This is a genomic window from Spongiibacter sp. IMCC21906, assembly GCF_001010805.1.
Taxonomy (GTDB): Bacteria; Pseudomonadota; Gammaproteobacteria; order Pseudomonadales; family Spongiibacteraceae; genus Spongiibacter.
This window is the reverse complement of sequence record NZ_CP011477.1, coordinates 2,091,943-2,112,854: the sequence shown is the minus strand read 5'-3', so window position 1 is coordinate 2,112,854 and position 20,912 is coordinate 2,091,943. Positions and strand designations below refer to the sequence as shown.

18 protein-coding genes and 1 tRNA gene are annotated in these 20,912 nt (G+C 50.7%); 7 read left to right on the top strand and 12 right to left on the bottom strand.

Annotated features, from left to right (window positions below):
• Nucleotides 1–17: 17 nt before the first annotated feature.
• From IMCC21906_RS09700 to IMCC21906_RS09665, 8 genes are all read right to left on the bottom strand, one after another.
• Nucleotides 18–923, bottom strand: a complete 906-nt coding sequence (locus IMCC21906_RS09700) for a PhzF family phenazine biosynthesis protein (protein WP_047012002.1) — start codon at nt 921–923, stop codon at nt 18–20.
• Between the two features lie 246 nt (nt 924–1,169).
• On the bottom strand, nt 1,170–1,730 hold the full coding sequence (locus IMCC21906_RS09695) for an NUDIX hydrolase (RefSeq protein ID WP_047012001.1): 561 nt from the start codon (nt 1,728–1,730) through the stop codon (nt 1,170–1,172).
• Between the two features lie 38 nt (nt 1,731–1,768).
• Entirely contained in the window at nt 1,769–2,245 is a 477-nt protein-coding gene (locus tag IMCC21906_RS09690; RefSeq protein WP_047012000.1) for a flavin reductase family protein, read from the bottom strand.
• Nucleotides 2,246–2,410: 165 nt separating this feature from the next.
• The gene (locus tag IMCC21906_RS09685) at nt 2,411–2,872 is read right to left on the bottom strand and encodes a molybdenum cofactor biosynthesis protein MoaE (protein ID WP_047011999.1); all 462 of its coding nucleotides are present in this window, start codon (nt 2,870–2,872) and stop codon (nt 2,411–2,413) included.
• 1 nt (nt 2,873) lies between these two features.
• Nucleotides 2,874–3,122 (bottom strand): molybdopterin converting factor subunit 1, encoded by a 249-nt coding sequence (gene moaD / locus IMCC21906_RS09680; RefSeq protein ID WP_047011998.1) that lies wholly within the window; start codon nt 3,120–3,122, stop codon nt 2,874–2,876.
• A complete protein-coding gene (gene moaC / locus IMCC21906_RS09675; RefSeq protein WP_047011997.1) occupies nt 3,115–3,603 on the bottom strand; it encodes a cyclic pyranopterin monophosphate synthase MoaC in 489 nt (162 codons plus the stop codon). The genes moaD and moaC overlap by 8 nt, the downstream gene beginning before the upstream one ends.
• Before the next feature lie 7 nt (nt 3,604–3,610).
• Nucleotides 3,611–4,261, bottom strand: coding sequence for an MBL fold metallo-hydrolase (locus IMCC21906_RS09670; RefSeq protein ID WP_047011996.1), 651 nt, complete (start codon nt 4,259–4,261; stop codon nt 3,611–3,613).
• 94 nt (nt 4,262–4,355) lie between these two features.
• On the bottom strand, nt 4,356–4,766 hold the full coding sequence (locus IMCC21906_RS09665) for a hypothetical protein (protein ID WP_047011995.1): 411 nt from the start codon (nt 4,764–4,766) through the stop codon (nt 4,356–4,358).
• A gap of 1,181 nt (nt 4,767–5,947) precedes the next feature.
• Between IMCC21906_RS09665 and IMCC21906_RS09660 the strand changes: the two genes are divergently transcribed.
• A tRNA-Ser gene (locus IMCC21906_RS09660) sits at nt 5,948–6,037 on the top strand.
• A gap of 1,418 nt (nt 6,038–7,455) precedes the next feature.
• Here IMCC21906_RS09660 and rdgC read toward each other — a convergent pair.
• Together rdgC and IMCC21906_RS09650 are read right to left on the bottom strand one after the other, a co-directional pair.
• Entirely contained in the window at nt 7,456–8,373 is a 918-nt protein-coding gene (gene rdgC, locus IMCC21906_RS09655; protein ID WP_047011994.1) for a recombination-associated protein RdgC, read from the bottom strand.
• 176 nt (nt 8,374–8,549) lie between these two features.
• The gene (locus tag IMCC21906_RS09650) at nt 8,550–9,473 is read right to left on the bottom strand and encodes a cation diffusion facilitator family transporter (protein ID WP_047011993.1); all 924 of its coding nucleotides are present in this window, start codon (nt 9,471–9,473) and stop codon (nt 8,550–8,552) included.
• 235 nt (nt 9,474–9,708) lie between these two features.
• On the opposite strand from IMCC21906_RS09650, the gene IMCC21906_RS09645 reads away from it, so the two are divergent.
• From IMCC21906_RS09645 to IMCC21906_RS09625, 5 genes are read left to right on the top strand one after another with little or no spacing between them, the layout of a single operon-like run.
• A complete protein-coding gene (locus IMCC21906_RS09645) occupies nt 9,709–10,038 on the top strand; it encodes a hypothetical protein (protein WP_047011992.1) in 330 nt (109 codons plus the stop codon).
• A gap of 54 nt (nt 10,039–10,092) precedes the next feature.
• Nucleotides 10,093–11,421: a TolC family protein gene (locus IMCC21906_RS09640; protein WP_047011991.1), complete on the top strand. Its 1,329-nt coding sequence runs from the start codon at nt 10,093–10,095 to the stop codon at nt 11,419–11,421.
• Complete coding sequence (locus tag IMCC21906_RS09635) at nt 11,418–12,707, top strand: efflux RND transporter periplasmic adaptor subunit (RefSeq protein ID WP_052763477.1); 1,290 nt, start codon at nt 11,418–11,420, stop codon at nt 12,705–12,707. Before IMCC21906_RS09640 ends, IMCC21906_RS09635 begins: the two co-directional genes overlap by 4 nt.
• A gap of 10 nt (nt 12,708–12,717) precedes the next feature.
• The gene (locus tag IMCC21906_RS09630) at nt 12,718–15,855 is read left to right on the top strand and encodes an efflux RND transporter permease subunit (RefSeq protein WP_047011990.1); all 3,138 of its coding nucleotides are present in this window, start codon (nt 12,718–12,720) and stop codon (nt 15,853–15,855) included.
• Nucleotides 15,856–15,915: 60 nt separating this feature from the next.
• Complete coding sequence (locus tag IMCC21906_RS09625) at nt 15,916–16,152, top strand: hypothetical protein (RefSeq protein ID WP_047011989.1); 237 nt, start codon at nt 15,916–15,918, stop codon at nt 16,150–16,152.
• On the opposite strand, the gene IMCC21906_RS09620 is transcribed toward IMCC21906_RS09625, so the two are convergent.
• Nucleotides 16,142–17,752 carry a hypothetical protein gene (locus IMCC21906_RS09620; protein ID WP_047011988.1) on the bottom strand — a complete coding sequence of 537 codons (1,611 nt, stop codon included), beginning with the start codon at nt 17,750–17,752 and terminating at the stop codon, nt 16,142–16,144. The genes IMCC21906_RS09625 and IMCC21906_RS09620 overlap by 11 nt on opposite strands.
• Before the next feature lie 158 nt (nt 17,753–17,910).
• Between IMCC21906_RS09620 and IMCC21906_RS09615 the strand changes: the two genes are divergently transcribed.
• Nucleotides 17,911–19,737, top strand: coding sequence for a sodium:proton antiporter (locus IMCC21906_RS09615; RefSeq protein ID WP_047011987.1), 1,827 nt, complete (start codon nt 17,911–17,913; stop codon nt 19,735–19,737).
• Nucleotides 19,738–19,811: 74 nt separating this feature from the next.
• Here the strand turns inward: IMCC21906_RS09615 and IMCC21906_RS09610 are convergent, their stop codons facing one another.
• Nucleotides 19,812–20,897 carry an MBL fold metallo-hydrolase gene (locus tag IMCC21906_RS09610; RefSeq protein ID WP_047011986.1) on the bottom strand — a complete coding sequence of 362 codons (1,086 nt, stop codon included), beginning with the start codon at nt 20,895–20,897 and terminating at the stop codon, nt 19,812–19,814.
• Between the last annotated feature and the right edge of the window lie 15 nt (nt 20,898–20,912).

Below are 20,912 nucleotides of genomic sequence, written 5' to 3'. Positions count from 1 at the left end.
TATAACGGCATAGCCTACTAGATGGCGAACAGCTTCCCCTCGCCCACCAACACCGCATCACCGCCTACCTTAACGGTTAACGGCGCCGAGGCTTTGTATAGCATTTCTACTTTTAACAAGCTCTGTCTAGCACTTTGCTTGCCCCGCTCCACCCAAAAGTTATGGCTACCCTCGCCCAGCTGCTGAACTTCTCGCAGAAAGGCTGCAAAAGCGGGTACCGATGCGCCAACCGGGGGATCTTCTTGAGGGGAAATTTGCGGACCTAATAAGCGCAAATGAAAATCGGCCATGGGGTGTTCCGCTTCCCGGCAATACAACAGGATTTCGCTCAAGGGAATTGATGAGGCACTGCTCTGCGCCCAAGCCTCGGCATTAAATCTTGCCCGATACACCGCGTCCATGCTTCTTAACGGCACAATCAAATACGGGGTATCACAACTCACAAACAAGCTACGGGATTTTAACTGTTCAATATCATGATCACCCAATCCCAGAATGCCTTGCAGTTCTTTATTGTCGGGAACATAACGGTCTATTTGGGGCTGTAGCTGACGAGACAATTGGGTATGCAGTTTTTCACCATCTCTGTGCAAACTGATATCTAATGCGGCGCCACCGTGAGTTAACTGAGTATGACAGTTGTTCTCTGTAAACTCGAAGTGCCCCCCTTCAGCCAAAACATAGGCTGCCGCCACACAACTATGGCTGCCTGCGGGCCGGGGCCCCGTTGGAGAGAAAATCTTTAACTCCGGTGTTGCATTAGCCTGACCAGGCAGTACAAATACAGATTCAGAGTGATTGATTTCCTTCGCGATACTTTGCATTTGCTCATCGTTCAGGCTGCCGGCGTCGGGAAATACCGTAATCTGGGCGCCACTAAAAGCTTGGTGGGTAAAGACATCAACAATTTTATAATGCTGCATATTCGCAAACTCTCTTTATTATTGAATAGGGGCCTTTGGTTGGCGCGGTTATGTTATTGCAGAAAATAAACCGCCGCAGCCTTGCTATTAATGTAGATAAGACTGCGGACAATGTCTATGCCAGCTGTTACCGCCCCTTTATAAAAGGACAAAGAAAGCACCGACGCTAGCGATGGAAGGGGGTGAGACCAATTGTTTGAGGCTAAACTGCCCTGCCTTATTATTTGCCCCAAAACGAGGCTGAAATCAGGGCTTGTTGTGTTGCGTCTGCTGCGCCCAAAGTGGGCTGGGACGACTGACCCGAACCGGATAATGCCCTTGTTTGCGATCAGCAAAATAATCTACCAAGACATCGGTCACAATAGGGAAAGCCAGTTCAGACCAAGGAATATCTTCTTCATTAAACAGCGCTGATTCCAAGCTCTCTGGTCCAACGCCATAATCGCCATCTAGCTCGCCGCGAAAGAAAACATAAACTTGGTGAATATGAGGAATATCAAACAGGCGATACAAACACTCGTTTTTAACGTTTGCAGCAGCCTCTTCTACCGTTTCCCGTAATGCGCCTTCGCACATGGTTTCACCATTTTCCATGAAACCTGCAGGAATAGTCCAAAAACCTTTGCGCGGCTCTATGGCTCGACGACACAAAAGCACTTGCTGTTTATGGCTAACAAGACAACCGGTAACCACCTTGGGGTTTTGATAGTGAATGCTGTCGCAGGCCGTGCAGACATACCGAGGACGATTGTCCCCTTCGGGCACTATTTCGCTTAATTCTGCAGCACATTCGCTACAATATTTCATTGCCTAGCTCCCACCACACACGCGCTCAACGCAAGGTTTCAACGTAGTTCTCGGTACATTCCACCGTGGAAAACAAGCGGTTTTCCTGTTGGCCGTTTATCTACCGCAATAACACGACCGACTAAAATAAGATGGTCACCACCATCATAACGACGCCATGTTTCGCACTCCATGCTGCAAAGTGCATTGCGAAGCACCGGACTGCCACTGGTGCCGGTTCGGTATTCGGTCTGGGCCAAGGCATGGTCATCTTTGCCTGCAAACTTATTAGACTGGCCTATTTGATCTTGGCTGAGAACATTGACGGTGTAGTGTTTTGCCGCCAAAAAAGCGTCAAAACACTCAGAGTCATTACGCAGACTCCAAAGTACCAGCGGTGGCTCAAGTGAGACTGAAGCAAAAGAATTGACGGTCATGCCAAAAGGGGCAAAGCCTGGCGCGCTTGCCGTTACCACACAAACCCCAGTGGCAAACTGCCCTAAACTATCGCGTAACAGGCGCTGATCAAGACTCATAACTTCCCCTTCGTCATTTACCACTATGTTTAACGCCAATCTCGTCGGGCGCCAAACCAACGCAGCATTATACACCTGCACTGCTGGCTAGCCAGTGCACACATAGGGGCAAGCATTGATTTGGAAAATACTAGAGAAATGAAAAATTCGTCGAAGTGTGTCGAACTACCCCATCCAACGCTGCAGTGCTTCGTCATCGCTGACACGGGCATCCACCCAGTGGCTACTGCCATCATGGCTAATTTCTTTTTTCCAGAATGGCGCTTTAGACTTTAGAAAATCCATAATATATTCGCAGGCTTGAAAGGCATCGCCTCGATGGGCGCTAGCAACCCCCACAAAGACAATATGATCACCGGGGCTTAAATGACCGATGCGATGCACCACACTGCAGGCAAATAGTGGCCATCGTTGACAGGCTTCTTCCACAATGTTGCGGATACTGCGCTCGGTCATACCGGGATAATGCTCAAGAAACATTTCAGTTAAAGGCTGCCCCTTACTGCTACCCCGCATACATCCAACAAACGTCGCCAACGCACCGACTTCATTTGAGCTGGCCCGCAAGGCTCTTGATAGCACAGCCACATCAAAATCTTCTTTTTGAACGCTAACGAAGATCTGCATGTTATCCCCCCGTTACCGGAGGATAAAAAGCGACTTCATCGCCGCTGTTTACGGTTTGATCTTCTTTCGCCAGCTGTTGATTTACCGCACACAGAATATTGCTACCGCCCAAGGCGTGCCGCCACGCTTCACCGCCCTCTTCTATCAGCCCCTTGCGTAGTTCACCCACCGTGGTGTGCTCGACGGGAATACTGCATTCCTCGCAATCTAAGGCTTCTCTCAGCTTGGCAAAAAACAACACTTTAATCATCTGTCTGCTCCCGCTGCCAATGTCCCGAACGACCGCCCTGTTTTTCTTCTAGTTGAATATCGCTAATACGCATGCCCTTATCGACGGCTTTACACATATCGTAAATGGTCAATGCGGCAACAGACACGGCGCTTAATGCCTCCATTTCTACTCCGGTCTGGCCAGCCAGTTTACACATGGCGCGAATTTCCACCGTGTTGTTGGCATGGTTCAATTCAAAGTCGACCTTTACAGAAGACAGCATCAGCGGGTGACACAAGGGGATAAGATCAGCTGTTTTTTTCGCGGCCTGAATGCCCGCAATACGAGCAATAGCCAACACATCGCCTTTTTTATGACTGCCCTCGGCAATCATTCGCAAAGTGTCAGCTTGCATGGTCACCATGCCCGTCGCTATCGCTTGACGTTGACTAACGGCCTTGTCAGTAACGTCCACCATTTGGGCATTGCCCTTGCCGTCAAAGTGAGTGAAATCCGCCATACTCACCTCAACCGAACCGGGTATCTGAAACAAAGGGATTGGTCTGTCTTTCGTGACCAAATGTCGAGGTTGGGCCATGACCAGGAATAAACGTGACGTCATCACCCAAGGGCCAGAGCTTTTCCTGAATCGACTGTATCAGGGTGTCGTGATCTCCTCTGGGAAAATCAGTGCGACCAATCGAACCCTGAAACAGCACATCTCCCACCATCGCGAGTTTCTTTTGTTGATGAAAGAAAATCACATGCCCCGGCGTGTGGCCTGGGCAATGCTTTACATCAAAGGTCTGCTTGCCCACGGTAACAGTGTCACCATCGTCCAACCACTCATCTGGGGTAAATGCATCGGCATGGGGAAAGCCCGTCATGCTGCACCACTCGGGCAGCTTTTCTATCCAAAAAGCATCGTCTTTGTGGGGGCCAATAATGGGAATATTGTATTTTTGGCGCATCACATCCGCTGCGGCGCAATGGTCCATATGGCCGTGGGTAAGCAGAATTTTTTCTAACTTGCCGCCCAGTTGTTCAAGGCCTGCTTCGATTTGTTCAATATCACCGCCCGGGTCCACCACGGCAGCGAGTCCTGTTTCTTCACACACGACAATAGAACAATTTTGCTGGTATGGGGTAACCGGCACAATGGCACACTTAATGGTCATAAAAATGCTCGATTTCTGCTGATATCTATCGGCGCATCATATCATGGACAAAATGGGAATCGGGGTCGCCCCCGCTGAAGGATGGACAAAAGGTTTATTCGTAAACCACCTGACCGCGGTACATTCGTTTGCTTGGCTTGAGATTTTCAAAGGTCTTAGCGGGCACCGGGGTTTCAACTTTTTTACGTGAAACCTTATTTCCTCGATAGGTCACGGTAGAAAAGTCCTGGCCAGAGTTTGAGTTTTCAAGCAGTGGCTCGGGTTTAGCCGCCAACGCCGCTTTATTTTTTTGAGTTTCGGTATCGTCGATATCGTAATTAATATCGCCAAGTTCCATTATTTTAACGACCGTCTTCCGTGTGAAGGGGGCTCGGGATTTTTTTCCCAAACTACCCAACGTCTGCAATAAATCAGGATCAACCAGACGTATTTTCATTCCGAACTCAGCGAAAATACGAGATCGCAACTGCTGCAGCAGCGACACCATTTCCGGGGAGTAAGCCATATACATTCCTTCAAGCGAGAGTCGCACAAACAATACCACCTTATATATTCAACTCAGTGTGGAGCAAAAACTGTTCCAGACAAAGCAAGGCTCAATGTATATGAGTTAACATGCACAAACCAACGTCATCACGGTAAAAACCACGCCGAAATAGCTTTGACTAAGGCAATTGTTGCCATAGCCAACCACAATGTCTTCTCAACTACGACACGGCTCGCACCAATTAAACCGCCATCGCACCAATATAGCCCTAATCGTTAGATACTTTGCGACACCGCCTTTTGGAGGAAGATCTAGCAAAACGATTTTTAACCACCGGCAATTGCCTTCCATATCAAAAAGCTATAGAGTAGCCGCCCTTAAATCGGGGCGCACCGCTAAGCAAAATTGTGCCGCCAACGGTTTAGCAAGGCTCCCACAGGAGCGCGTCATTGGCTAAATAATCAAGTGCATAACACTTGCTGTTGGAGCAAAACCAACATTTTAGCGAACGACAAAATACAGGTTTTGGTGAGGTTCCGACAAACTTGCACAGCAAGTTTAGACGTTGGCGCTTCGCGACAACGGGGCGCAGCCCCGAGCTCCGGTAGGAGCGAGTCAATGGCTGAAGGAACGAGTGCGCAGCGCTCGCAGGTGGGGTAGCTCCCAACACGCCACTGGCGATGACAATGAGTTTGGTGAGGTGTCCGGCAAACTTGCACAGCAAGTTTAGACGTTGGCGCTTCGCGACAACGGGGCGCAGCCCCGAGCTCCGACAGGAGCGAGTCAATGGCTGAAGGAACGAGTGCGCAGCACTCGCAGGTGGGGTAACTCCCAACACGCCACTGGCGACGACAATGTGTTTGGTGAGGTGTCCGGCAAACTTGCACAGCAAGTTTAGACGTTGGCGCTTCGCGACAACGGGGCGCAGCCCCGAGCTCCGACAGGAGCGAGTCAATGGTTGAAGGAACGAGTGCGCAGCGCTCGCAGGGTGGGGTAACTCCCAACGCGCCACTGGCGACGACAATGTGTTTGGTGAGGTGTCCGACAAACACGCGCAGCGGGTTTGGGCGTTGGCGCTTCGCGACAACGGGGCGCAGCCCCGAGCTCCGACAGGAGCGAGTCAATGGCTGAAGGAACGAGTGCGCAGCACTCGCAGGTGGGGTAACTCCCAACACGCCACTGGCGACGACAATGTGTTTGGTGAGGTGTCCGAGTGGCTGAAGGAGCACGCCTGGAAAGTGTGTAACGGGTCAAACTGTTCGAGGGTTCGAATCCCTCCCTCACCGCCATTAAACAAAAAGCCTCGGTCGCCAGACCGGGGCTTTTTTATTTATTCCGCGATCCTAGCCATGCGATAACAGGCTCTACCTCATGGCACTCATCTCCCTCTACCACCTCGTCATACCGGCTTTAAGCCGGTATCCAGTCAACCTCGGTGCAATACACCTCTGCCTTAGTAAATACCTTGCTCCGAAGCTGGATCCCGGATCGCCTGACGGCGTCCGGGATGACGGTGTATATGCGAAGTTGATGATTGAGAGTCGCCACTGTATTCCACAAGTGCGCGTTGGTGACCTATATGTGCGTCTGGTAATTACGAATGGCAGCTGTATTCCACAAGTGTGCGGTGGTAATGCCTATATCAACATTCCTCCACCATCTCGTCATACCGGCTTTAAGCCGGTATCCAGTCAACCTCGGTGTAATACACCTCTGCCTTAGTAAATCCCTTACTCCGAAGCTGGATCCCGGATCGCCTGATGGCGTCCGGGATGACGGTGTATATGCGAAGTTGATGATTGAGAGTCGCCACTGTATTCCACAAGTGCGCGTTGGTGACCTATATGTGCGTCTGGTAGTTACGAATGGCAGCTGTATTCCGCAAGTGCGCGTTGGGAATGCCTATACTCAGCACCCCTCCACCACCTCGTCATACCGGCTTTAAGCCGGTATCCAGTTAACCTCGGTGCAAGACACCTTTGCCTTAGTACATACCTTGCTCCGAAGCTGGATCCCGGATCGGCTGATGGCGTCCGGGATGACGAGAAACTATGTACGTCTGGTATTGACGAATCGCCTGCTGTCTTCCACAAGTGCGCGTTGGTGACCTATATGTGCGTCTGGTAGTTACGAATGGCAGCTGTATTCCGCAAGTGTGCGGTGGTAATGCCTATATCAACATTCCTCCACCATCTCGTCATACCGGCTTTAAGCCGGTATCCAGTCAACCTCGGTGCAATACACCTCTGCCTTAGTACATACCTAACTCCGAAGCTGGATCCCGGATCGCCTGTTGGCGTCCGGGATGACGAGAAACTATGTGCTTCTGGTATTGACGAATCGCAGCTGTATTCCGCAAGTGCGCGCTGGTGATGTATATGTAATGTCGACGATTGAGAATCGCCTCCGTATTCCACAAGTGTGCGTTGGTAATGCCTATACTCAACACCCCTTCACCACATCGTCATACCGGCTTTAAGCCGGTATCCAGTCAGCCTCAGTGCAATACACCTCTGCCTTAGTAAATACCTTGCTCCGAAGCTGGATCCCGGATCGCCTGATGGCGTCCGGGATGACGATGTCTATGTGATATTGATGATTGAGAATCGTCTGCAGTATTCAACAAGTGTGCGCTGGTGACGTATATGTGGTGCTGATGTTTGAGAATCACCTGTAATATTCGGCATGGCAAAGTTAAACAACCGCTTTAGCCATCGATATTCGAGGTATCTTCTCCGCCAAAGGCGCCCAGCAATGCGGGAATGAAACGAGCCAGCTCCGCACTCATTATCGAGAAGTCGACGTCAAATTGCTCAGCGGCGGAGTCGGTGTGAATGTCGTCGGCTTTTTCCATAATCATGTCACTGAAGCGCAGGCGTTTAATGGTGAGTTGATCGTCTACCATAAACTCCAAACCGCCTGCCCAACTCAAGGCAAGTTTGCTGACAAACATACCGCTATCAATATGACTGAGAATTTCTTTGGAGCCGAGGTTTTGGTTTTTGCAACGAATGACCGCGCTCTCATCAGAGGCGTCGATCAGTTCGCACTCGCCACCGAGTTCAAAACCTTCTGGTGCGCTGGCTTTCAGCCAGTCGGTCATGCTGTGGTGGACGGTATTTTTGGCGGTAACGGGAATCACGGGCAAGCTGCCTAGGCATTCTCTGAGCAGTACCATTAGTTCTTCTGCGCGCTTATGGCTGGCGCTATCGACGATCAACCAGCCGTTGACCGGATCGATATATGCGTATTGTTTTCGAGACTTGGCGAAGGCTCTGGGCAGCATTTCAAAGACCAGTTCTTCCTTCATATCAATACGTTCTTTGCGGCCGGGGTTGCGGTCTTCGGTTTCCCGCAGTTCGAGCACTTTTTCTTCTAGCGCTTCTTTGATAACCGCTGCCGGAAGAACTTTTTCTTGGCGCTGGCTACAGATCATGATGCAACCATTGGTGCTGTGGACCAGTTCCGTGCCCTGCTGTCCTAAAGGCCTAACCCAGCCCAGGCTTTGCATATCTTGGCTACCGCAGGGTGAAAACTCCCGTTCGATGAGTTTTTCGTTTACTTGCTCGTGGCTGAGTTCAAAGGGGCGTGTAAAACGGTAGACCAGTAGATTTTTAAACCACATGTATTGCTATCCTGTTTTTGGTATGACGCGGCAGACCGGCGTTGGCTCTAAGGGTGTTAGCCATAAAAACGATGCTGCACAGTAAAATGGTGACGCGCAGCATTCTAGACTTTATTGCGCTCGCATATCAGCCTTGACGGCGGGCTTTTTTATAGCTGCTAACCGGAGCCAAATGTTTACTGCTTATCGTGTGGCTTTTGGTCTCGACAAGCTTCATCGGGCAGCTCTAGCTCGATGGTGGTATGGGCAAGTTCAAACTCGGCAAGCTCCTTGGCAATAGCCGCTTTAAGACAGGCTTGCTGGTTCATATCCAGTGCAGCTTGTAATACCAGATGCACAGTAAGCACGTGGTGTTCGCCATCCAGCGACCACATATGCAAATGGTGGGCATCGGTAATCTCGGGCATGGCTGTCAGCTGCTGCTTTATTCGTTGACTCATCGCTCGATCAGGTACGGCCTGGACAAATAAGCGCAGGGTTTCATAAACGGTTCTGGCGACATTAATCAGAATAAAGATCGTAAACGCCACCGATAGTAAGGGATCTAAAATTGGCAGCTCGACAAACATGAGCACCACCGACACCACCAGCACCGCCAACCACCCCAGCACATCTTCCATCAGATGCCAGTTCAGCATGCGCTCGTTCAGACTTTTGCCCTCACTCAAGCGGTAAGCGGCAAAGCCATTTACCACCACACCTAAAATGGCTAGACCCAACATGCCTTCGGCGACAGGCATCACTGGGTCCCACAGTCGAGGGATAGCGGTGTAAAGCACCCAGACTGAACCTGCAATAAGAATGAGACCATTAATGAGCGCGCCCAATAATGAAAAACGCCGAAAGCCATAGGTAAAGTCATCGTTGGGGTTGCGGTGCCCCAATCTATTGAGCAACCAGGCTAAGCCTATAGACAGGCTATCGCCTAGATCATGAACGGCGTCGGCCATAATCGCGGTGCTATTGGTCAAAAAGCCGCCAACAAACTCGATAATCGCGAAGCTCGCATTCAGAAAAAAAGCCCAGGCAATTCGTTTGTCGCTGCCATAGTCATGGCTATGATGATGACCGTGATGATGTGGCTTGCTGTTTGAGTCCATGCCCACTCCTATGTCTTTTTAAAGCATACGCTTTGAGGCTGGAAAAACTCAATTCCAATCCAGTTTGTATTCCAATGATGAATCGGACGCAGCTGCCTGTTCGACGTTAATTAGCTATGGTAGTCTGCTGGCTGAATTTAGATTTAACGAATTGTTGTTTATGGACTTTAATGCAATACGCAGGAATATACAGACCATCGCCCGGCTTATGCTGGCGCTGATGTTTTGTTAGTCCTTGCTTTTTGCCATTGAAGTTAGCGCCGACAACCATCTTCCTGCCAGCCAAGACCCTCACCACCAAGGCTTAAGCGACGACGACTGCCTCGGCATTGAATGTTTGGCTGACAGCGACATCGCCAGCGATCAACAAGACCTCAATATCAGTCCCGCCGATGTCGACGACTGCGACAACTGTTGTCATTGCCACGGCCACGGCTCCCATATTGCTCTGCCCGGTAGAGTCATCGCCATGAGTGCTGTGCTGCCAACCAGCTTTGTTCTTGACCGCTATTTTGATTTACCTATCTCACAGCCTACTTCCATAGACCGCCCTCCAATCGCCTGATCCTGTCCATTTCCCGTTAAAACTCTCTTTTTAGGAAAAGCAGGATTCTTACCCATGCTTATAAAAAAGCCGTGCGGGCAGGTATTGCCCCGCTTGCTAATATGGTTGCTGCCGACGGTGTGGCTGTGTATCGCCTCTGTCGCAAACGCTACAGAAGCGACACTTAGCCTTGCCGAAGCAAGTGAGCGCACCAGATTAAACAACCCCGACCTCGATATTTTTCAATGGCGATTCAAAGCGCTTGAGGGCCACCGGCAACGTGCCGCGTTGTCGCCCGGCTATGAGCTGGGTATTGAAGCCGAAAATATGTTGGGGACGGGACCCTTTTCGGCGACAGACAGGGCCGACATCACCGTCTCCATCGCCTCGGTTATCGAACTCGGTGATAAGCGCAATGCGAGAGTTTCTACCGCTAACTCTCGTTACGCCTTAATGGAAGCACAACATAAAGCCGCTGGCCTGGATATTTTAGGCCAGGTCACTCAACGCTACATTGCCACCTTAGCCGTGCAAGAAAAGCTCAACGTGATGAAAGAGGCACGTGATTTGGCAAAAACCACCGTCAAATTGGTCAGCCATCGGGTTGATCGGGGTGCCTCCCCTGAAGCCGAACGGCTGAGGGCCAAGGCCACGTTGAGCCAAGCCAATTTGCGGTTAACCGCAATGCAAGCCGAATTGGAAAGCCGAAAACTCACACTCGCTATTTTATGGGGGGCGACATCGGCCAACTTCAGTCGTCTCAGCGGTGAGTTATTTCAGTTTCAAACGCCAGCAGATTTTGCAGAGCTGTATCAGCGGGCGACTGCCAGTCCGGCTATACAAGTGTATGCCAGCCAGGCTCGACTACGTGATGCTGAGATCGAGCTGGCCCGCAGTCAATCATCAAGCAATGTGCGCTGGAGTGTGGGCATACGGCATTTTGAGGACAGCGGCGAATCGGCCATGGTGGCCGGTATCTCAGTACCCTTGTTTACCGGCAGCCGCAGTCAAGGTGATGTGCAATCTGCCAGGGCAAAACGGGAAAGACTCAATGCCGAAAAAAACAGCGCCCTGCTGGCCCTCAGGGCACGGCTTTTTGAAGCTTGGCAAACCCATCAGCAAAGTGCCGCTGCTGCCAGGCAAATACGCAATGAGGTTATTCCCGCTTTGCAGACAGCTTTAAAACAAACCCGCCAAGCCTACGATCAAGGTCGTTACAGTTATTTGGATTGGCTAAGTGTGCGCCGCGAATTACTCGATGCCCGCCTTGCCAGCATCGATGCCGCCAGCACTGCCCTGCTCAATCAAGCCTTGATTGAACAACTGACAGCAGAGCCACTGGCGTCGGCAGCAACGACAGCTAGCGCCGCAACAAAACCGGCAACCGCCCAGGATTCCAAATGAACATATTAATGAAAGCCCCTTTTTATTCCCGATTAACACGACCACCACTCATAGCCCTGTTTGGAGGGCTGGTCTTATTTCTTGCAATACTTTGGGCTAAGCCTGTAGCCGCAAATGAACAACACCACCATGATGCAGCCGATGACAGCGATGAACACGGTCATACCGAGCAACCAACAACAGGCCCCCATGGCGGTCGCCTGTTTACCGAGGGTGAGATCAGTCTGGAAGTCAGCATTGCCGAAAATACTGAACCTGCAGAGTTGCACGCGTGGATACTGCGTAACGGCAACGTTGTGCAGCAGGCACAACTCAGCCTACAAACCACAGGTTTAAATGGCGCCAAAACCGCTTATCACTTCCGTAAACAAGACGATTATTGGCGCGCAAAAAATGGCGTCGACGAACCCCACTCCTTTGATATCAGCGCAGACCTGCGCATTGACGACAAGCACTACCACTGGCAATGGTCTAATTACGAAGGCCGGGTGAGCATTCCGGCAGCCATTGCCGACAAGGTAGGCATTAAAACAACCGCTGTGGCTCCGGCCATTATTGAGAGGCATATTCAGGTTTATGGCAATTTGGTCACACCGCCCGATCAGCAGTCGCATATTCGGGCGCGCTTTCCCGGCATTATTCGACGCATGAATGCCAGCACAGGTGATCGGGTTGCTAACGGCGATGTACTCGCTGTGGTTGAATCCAATCAAAGTTTGCAAACTTATCAGCTGCGTTCACCGATGGAGGCAATCGTCCAAAACCGTCACGGCAACGCGGGAGAAATCACCGGCGATGCGCCGCTGTTCACCTTGCTGAATAGCCAACAGCTTTGGGCGGAGTTAAAAATATTTCCCAGTCAACGTTTTGAAGTGCAAGTCGGTCAAGGTGTGCATGTCACCCATAACGGCCATCTGCACGAGAGCACCATAGAAAGCATTACCCCCGCCGCGATGGGTCGTCCGTTTGTGCTGGCCCGGGTGATATTGAGCAATGACGACGGCGATATGGCACCGGGTGACATGGTAAAAGCGCAAATTGATGCTGAAAAAGTGCCGGTGAATATCGCGGTCAACAATAAAGGCTTACAGAGTTTTGGCGGTGGACCGGTGGTGTTTATTCACGCTGACAACAGCTATCAAGCGCAGCCATTAAAACTGGGCCGTAGCGACGGCAAGTACACCGAGGTGTTGTCAGGCATAAAACCTGGCGATCTTTATGTGGTGGAAAACAGCTATTTGATCAAGGCCGACATTTTAAAATCTGGCGCCTCTCACCAACACTAAGGAGTGATTCATGATTGAAAAAATCCTGCGTCTCTCCATTGAGCGACGCTATCTTATATTGAGTCTTTCGCTGGTATTAATGTTCGCGGGGGTGTGGAGCTATCAGCATCTTCCCATCGATGCCGCACCCGACATCACCAATGTCCAGGTGCAAATTAACACCGAAGCCCCCGGCTACTCCCCTCTGGAAGCGGAGCAACGCATTACCTTTCCGGTGGAGACGGCTCTTTATGGGCTGCCAAAATTGGACTACACCCGGTCTTTGTCTCGTTACGGCCTCTCTCAAGTAACCGTTGTTTTTAAGGAAGGGACAGATATTTACCACGCCCGCAACCTGATTGACGAACGACTTGCTGCAATAAAAACCGCTTTACCGCCGGGACTTGAGCCCAAGATGGGCCCCCTTGCCACTGGGCTTGGCGAAATATTTACTTACACAGTAGAAGCGTTGCCCGGTGCTACCGACAAAAATGGCAAGGCGCTTGATGCCATGGATTTGCGGGAGATTCAGGACTGGATCATCAAGCCTCAGCTCGCACAGCTGGACGGCGTGGTAGAGATCAACACTATTGGTGGTTATGACAAGCAATATCATGTCACCCCGCACCCGGCGCGTTTGCTTGAGCTGGGTGTGAGTTTGAACGATCTCGCTACAGCGCTGCGCAGTAATAACAACAATCGTGGTGCCGGCTATATTGAGCGCAATGGTCAACAGTTTTTGGTGCGCTCCCCAGGCCAACTTGGTGGCATCAGCGATATAGAAAATGTAGTGGTGGGTCGTCAGGGTAATGTGCCCATCACCGTTAACGATGTTGCCGACGTCGCCATTGGCAAAGCGCTTCGCACCGGGGCCGCAACCCGCGACGGCAAAGAAACCGTCATGGCCACAGCGATGATGTTAGTCGGCGAAAACCCTCGCAGCGTGGCTCAGGCCTTGGCAAAAAAACTGCAGGCCATCAAACCGAGTTTGCCCGCTGGGGTGAAAGTAGAAGTGGTTTATAACCGCACCAGCCTTGTTGAAAAAACTGTTGCCACCGTGCAAAAAAATCTGTTGGAAGGCGCCCTGCTTGTGGTCGTCATTCTCTTTCTGTTGCTGGGCAACTTCCGAGCTGCCTTAATTACCGCTGCGGTGATCCCACTCGCCATGTTGGCGACCATTACCGGCATGGTGAAAAATGGCGTATCGGCCAACTTGATGAGCCTGGGCGCCTTGGATTTTGGCTTGATTGTGGATGGTGCAGTGATCGTTGTTGAAAACTGCATTCGTCGTTTGGCATTGGCTCAACAGCAATCCGCCACGTTAAAGCAACAGGCGAAAAGCCAAGGACTGCCGTTGCGGGAACGGCTCAATGTCGTATTTCAAGCTAGCAATGAAGTGATACGCCCTAGCCTGTTTGGGGTGGCGATTATTACCGTGGTGTACATTCCCATCTTTTCTCTGACTGGGGTCGAGGGAAAAATGTTTCACCCCATGGCTGCCACCGTAGTGATGGCACTCCTTGCCGCCATGTTGCTTTCGCTAACAGTGGTACCTGCCGCAGTAGCGATCTTTATGGGTGGCAACATCAGCGAAAAAGAAAGTGCTGTTATTCGCAAAGGCAAAGAGGTTTACCGCCCGGCGCTAGAGAAAGCCATGCAAATTCGCGGTGTGCTAATGAGTGCGGCAGCACTACTTATTGCGTTTTCTCTCTACCTGATGACGACATTGGGGACCGAGTTTATCCCCCAATTGGATGAAGGCGATATCGCTCTTCACGCGCTGCGCATTCCCGGCACCGGGTTGGAGCAGTCCATAGAAATGCAGGGCATACTGGAACGGCGGCTTAAGGAATTTGCCGAGGTCGATAAAGTGTTTGCCAAAATAGGCACACCCGAAGTGGCCACCGACCCGATGCCACCTAACGTTGCAGATAATTTTGTTATTTTGAAACCTCGCAGTGAATGGCCCGACCCCAGCAAACCCAAGGTGACACTCGTGGCAGAACTGGAAGCGGCCTTAAAAACACTGCCCGGCAATAATTATGAATTTACCCAGCCCATTCAAATGCGGTTTAACGAGCTGATATCTGGGGTTCGCGCCGATCTTGGCGTAAAGGTTTTTGGTGACGACCTTGAACAACTGGTCGCCAGTGCCAACGACGTTATGGCCTTGATTAAATCCGTTGACGGCGCGGCCGATGTGCGGGTGGAACAAGTCACCGGTTTACCTATGCTGTCGGTTATCCCCAAACGAATGGCATTAGCCCGCTATGGTTTAAACGTAGACGATTTACAAAGGCTAATTGCGACCGGCATTGGCGGCGAAGAGGTCGGTTTAATCTACGAAGGTGACCGCCGCTTTAAGCTAGTGTTGCGACTTCCCGACGAGCTGCGGCGAGATATCGATAATCTGGCATTTTTACCCGTGCTCTTAGCCAATGGCCAATATGTACCCTTGAGTGAAGTCGCAGATTTATCGCTTAAACCGGCACCGGCACAAATCAGCAGAGAAAACGGCAAGCGTCGAGTCGTGGTAAGCAGCAATGTGCGAGACCGTGATTTGGGCAGTTTTGTAGACGACGTCAAACAAACTATCAACGCGCAATTAACGCTGCCAAGCGGTTACTGGTTGGATTACGGCGGCAGCTTTGAACAGCTGGAGTCCGCCAGCCAACGTCTGGCCATTGTTGTGCCGGTGACCCTGTTGTTAATTATCGGGCTGCTGGTGATGGCCTTTGGCTCCCTTAAAGATGCCTTAATTATCTTTACGGGTGTGCCCTTGGCACTAACCGGCGGTGTGCTGGCATTGTGGCTGCGGGATATGCCGCTGTCCATTTCGGCAGGTGTTGGTTTTATTGCCTTATCGGGTGTTGCCGTATTGAATGGCCTCGTCATGCTGTCTTTTATACGGCAACGCTGGCATGAAACCGGCGAACTCCGCAGCTCGGTAATTGATGGCGCACTCACTCGCCTGCGTCCGGTGATTATGACCGCGCTAGTGGCCAGCTTGGGATTTATACCCATGGCATTAAACACCGGCACCGGTGCAGAGGTGCAGCGGCCATTGGCAACCGTGGTGATTGGCGGCATTATCTCGTCTACCCTACTCACCTTGCTGATATTGCCGGTTCTGTATCATTGGCTGCATGAGCGGGAACAGCGCCATTAACCCATACCCTCGCCCCACGCGAGCCTATTCAGCTCAGGTGGGGCATTAAACGAGAGACAAATGGATCAGGATAATTTTGACAACTTACCCGATGTAAGAGATGGCTTGAATAAAAAAGAGCGGGCGATTCTTTATTGCCTGCAGCAAACCCAACAAGAATTGGGCGGCCGCAATGTGCCAACCATTATGCTCTATGGCCGGGTATTGGAATTAGTGGATATCAGCAAGGGAGAATTTCAAAGCATTCTGTCCCGCTTTGCGGGTCTGACCAAAATGGTAACAGACCCTAACGAGTAATTTTTCTGGTCAGGGATTTTAGCATTTTGTTGCAAGTGGATTTGCCATAGTACTGATGACAAATGTTTTCGGCTTTTTTACTCGGCTTAAGATGACACTGCCAATCTGCGTCGTTCAAGCTTAAGCCCTTAACCGCGCAGGATAATGCAGCTTGTTTGTGTATCAAGTTTTGACTTTGCTGCCACCACTTTTCTAAATCTTTTTGCAGATCTTTTTTCAGTTGTTTTAAACCCGGCAGACTGCCATCCGCGCCGTGCCACCAACCGAGAATTTTGGCAGTGCCGTCGTGTTGCCAGCGTTGATAACTGGCTTGCAGGCCAGAAATATCGTCATCTTCTTTGCTGACATCTTCCGAATAGGCGCTTAATAACTGCTTTTTTAGCGGTTCATTTTTATCTTTAGACGCACTGGCCTTCGACACGTCGAGGTTATCCAATATCTTTTGCTGTGCCGCATATTGAGTTTTTAAACCATCGAGCAAGCTTTTAGGCGGCATATCTTGGTCAGCTTCTGGCCATTTGGACTGAAGATAATGTGGCGATTCAGCATTGCCATCAATGCCTATACCCACAGCGTGGCCCCGATAAAAATGGCTATAGGAAATAAGCTTGTCAGCACGGGTTTTTAAAACCGCCCCTTCTGGAATCAACTCACCTTCGTACAGGGCTTCGGGGTCAATATTCATTTCAGCATTGCTGTCTTTTTGTTTAACAACAAGACGTCGTACACTGCCGCTGTTATCGAGGTCGGAGAGGTGTATCTCCACTCTTGCTGCTTTAAATAAGGGGCTTACCGCCAGAAACTTCGTTTTCTCACAGTCGTAGGCAAAGGCTTTTAGAATATTTTGAGGCACGGTTAATGTGGGCATGGAGTTGCAAGCCCCCATCAATTCTATTTCGCTAAAGCTTCCAGGTTCATAGTAAAAATATTGTTTGCTGTCATCACCACCAGAGTGATACTGGCGTTCTACAACATAGGATTTGCCACCAACATTTTCGGCCGTGATATTGACCCGCCCCTGAGGCTGACCTTCCCAAAAGTAACTGTCGACCAGGAATGGCCCCGCAAGTGGGCGATGAATCTCGATCAAGCGGCCTTTTTCAGCCGCTAGCGGAATGTGGCGACGATATTGACGGTATTGATTTTTGCCATCCAGGCCAAAATTACCAGGCGATAGGTATGGGTGAGCTTTGTTATAAGGTGCTTGCCAACGGCTGTTTTTGCCCTCAGCCACAACGCGACCTTGACTGTCGACTAACGTAAAGTCACCGAGAAAATCAATAAGCAGGTTTTGTTGGTCAAAAGTGAATTCGCCGATAAGTTGCAAACTGTAGAGCTCGCTACCTTCTCCCAGCAGCGTTTGGGCAAGATGTCCCGAATGGGGGTAGCCCTTGTCGTCAAAACGGCCATCAAAAACCGTTTTGCTGTTGCTGGAAAGGTAGGCAGCCCGGCCATCAATAAAACGCTCATCATCGACATTGCCAAGAAAGCGTACCGCTTCCCCAGATTCGAGACGAAACTCCCTTTCACTATCTTGGCTTGCACAAGCCGCAAGGCTTAACAACACCGCCACCGTCATCCATCGGCACAGCGCCCGCATAGCCTTCTCCCTTTATCAATTTAAATACACACTAACACATCAACGAGAAACGCATCCTAAAGGATCTTATCGTCGTACAGCTTGACCAAGGTCCCAACTTTGGGCAAGCATGGCTTGGTTTTGGCAAAAAAATCGATAATTTAAGGATAAATCAGTATATGACCATATCGTTGGTGGGAATTTTAGTCAGCGGAATATTTTGTCAGTGGCTGGCGTGGCGCTTCCGACTTCCTGCTATCGTACTGCTGGCAGCGGCCGGCTTGATACTGGGTCCGGTGTCGGGTTGGATTCAGCCCGCCCAAGATTTTGGTGAGGGCCTGAGCGCGGTCACTTCTTTATTTGTCGCCATTATTTTGTTTGAAGGCGGCTTAAACCTCCAGTTCCACGAGTTAAGAGAAACCGCCCAGGTCACGCGGCGCTTAACCTCCATCGGGGTGATTCTGGCCTGGGGGATTGGCTCAGTCGCCGCCCACTATGTTGGCGGACTGGAATGGGGCATCGCCGCGCTGCTGGGTGCCATTCTGGTCGTTACCGGCCCAACGGTGATTATGCCCTTGCTTAAGCACGCCAAGTTAAATCGTCGCACCGCGTCTTATCTCAAATGGGAAGGGATTATTAATGACCCCCTCGGTGTATTGCTCGCGGTTTTGGTTTATCAGTATCTGCTCTATTCCGGCGAAGGCACCGCCGTTGGTCATATCCTCATAAGCTTAGGGCTCGCTTTTGGGGTATCGCTTGCGCTGGGTGGCGGCATCGCTTGGACGCTCGGAATTCTATTCCGCCGAGGCTGGATACCCGAATACTTAAAAGCGCCCTCCATTATTGCTTCGGTACTCGCCGTTTACGCCCTGTCAGATATGGTGCAGCACGAATCAGGCCTACTCGCGACCACGCTAATGGGCATTGTGATGGGCAATATGCGGCTGCGGAGTCTTGACGAGATGCGCCGCTTTAAAGAGTACATCACGCTTATTTTGGTCTCTTTCTTATTTGTTGTGCTCACCGCCTCACTCACCATTGAAGATCTGCGCACTATTCATATGCCGCTGGTATTCATGGTACTGGTGTTCCTCTTTGTGGTTAGGCCATTGGCGGTATTTTTATCCACCATTGCGACCGATTGCGACTGGCGTGACCGTTTGTTAATCAGTTGGATTGCGCCGCGCGGCATTGTTGCAGCCGCCTCTGCAGGGGCCTTTGCTCCGGCGTTAATTGAAGCGGGTTTTGAAGATGCCCGGTATTTGGTGCCGGCCATTTTTATGATTATTTTTACCACGGTTATCGCCCATGGCTTTTCATTAGGGCCGCTGACCAAACTGCTAAAATTAAGACCGCCCGGTAAAGGTCGGGTATTAATTGTGGGCGCCTCACCTTGGTCGGTGGAATTGGCCATTGCGCTTAAAAAAGTGAATCAAGAGGTGGTCATTGCCGACAGTGAATGGGGACGATTGCAAAATGCTCGTCAACAAGGGGTAGAGACCTGGTTTGGCGAAGTCTTGTCTGACATGGCAGACGAGGCAATGGCCCTGGATAGCGTTTATACCGTATTGGCGGCCACCGGCAACAACCATTACAACTCTATGGTTTGCAATCATTATGCTCCACACTTAGGCCGTCACCGTGTGTTTCAACCTTACGATAGCGGCGATGAGCGCAATAGTCGGGTGGTATCAGAAACCCGTCGAGGTATTACCGCCTTCAGTGAAAAAATTGCCTTTGCTGAGCTATGGACCCGACTCATTCGCGGTTGGCATATTCGCAAAACCACGATTACCGACACCTATACTGAAAAAACCTTTTTAGAAAACCTTCCGGAAGGTGCAGTGCGCTTAGCGGTGATTCCTGAGGGGAATAAATTACAGTGGCTCAGTCAGACCGGACGTAAATATCAAGAAGGCGATGTGGTGATTAGCTTTGTTCCCCCCGAGGAAAAAAGCAAAGCTGCAGATGCAAAAATTGAAGACGCGGCGGAGCCCACTAAGTAGATTTTCAACGCTTATTTAGCTCACCAAAACAACGAAGGGAGGTCTATGACCTCCCTTTCTGACACAGCTAGAAATCAGACTTCCATCAAGGGAGAATCTGACTCCACCCGGCTAAAGTAGCAAGGTGCATCGGGAAACAAACTGCGATAGCGGTAAATGCCTTGCTCATCTAAGCGACGCTGCAAACGCCCTTCTTGAACTAGAAAATTTAAGTGCGCAACAGCTTCACCTATGGCCAAAGTCATTTGCGATACTTCAAGACGGCGCTTGAATAACACCCCCAGTAAATCCAGCGCACACTTTTCGGTTTTGCAGGCTTTTTCAATTTCGGCAAGATGACCTTCGTGATGAGCAATTAAATATTCTAGCCTCGGACGAACCCCGTAAAACGGCGCATTATGGGCAGGCAATACCAAGGTATCTGGATCGATTTCATTGTTAAATTTATTCAGTGCCACAAACCATTCGGCCAAGGGGTTAGCGTCTGGCTCGGTGGGCATAACACTGACATTGGAGGTAATACGAGGAATGATTTGATCACCAGATAACAGCAGCTTATCTTCCGCCGCATATAAACAGGCATGTTCTGGCGAATGGCCACTGCCCAACATCACACGCCACTCACGGCCGCCAATCTTAAGACACGTCCCTTCGCTTAAACGCTGAAAGCTCATGGGGATAGGCTCAACAATATTGCCAAACCCTCGGAATTTTTTCCCGGCTGCCGCTAAGTGTTCAGGGTTTACGCCAGTGCGAACATAAAATTGCTCAGTGCTCCAGCTGAGCGCCCCGCCCTTTATCGAGGCAAACGCCCTGGCCGCCAGGTATTCACCAAAGCTCATATATAGTGGCGCGCGCCAGTAATCACATAACCATCCCGCCTTGCCGACATGGTCTGGATGCATATGGGTGCAAATCACGCCAATGACCGGCTTAGCCGCCATCGGACCGTCAAACAACAGTTGCCATCGCTCTTGGGTATCACCGGTTTTCATTCCGGTATCCACAATCCACCAACCTGCATCGTCTTCTAAAACGTACAAGTTGATATGGTCCAACGACATTGGTAACGTCATCTGCAACCAGTACACACCCTCGGCAACCTTGAGCCATTCGCCCTTTTGCGGGGGTGTGTCATGGGGGTAAGAAATATCGTTCATTACACCATCCAAGCC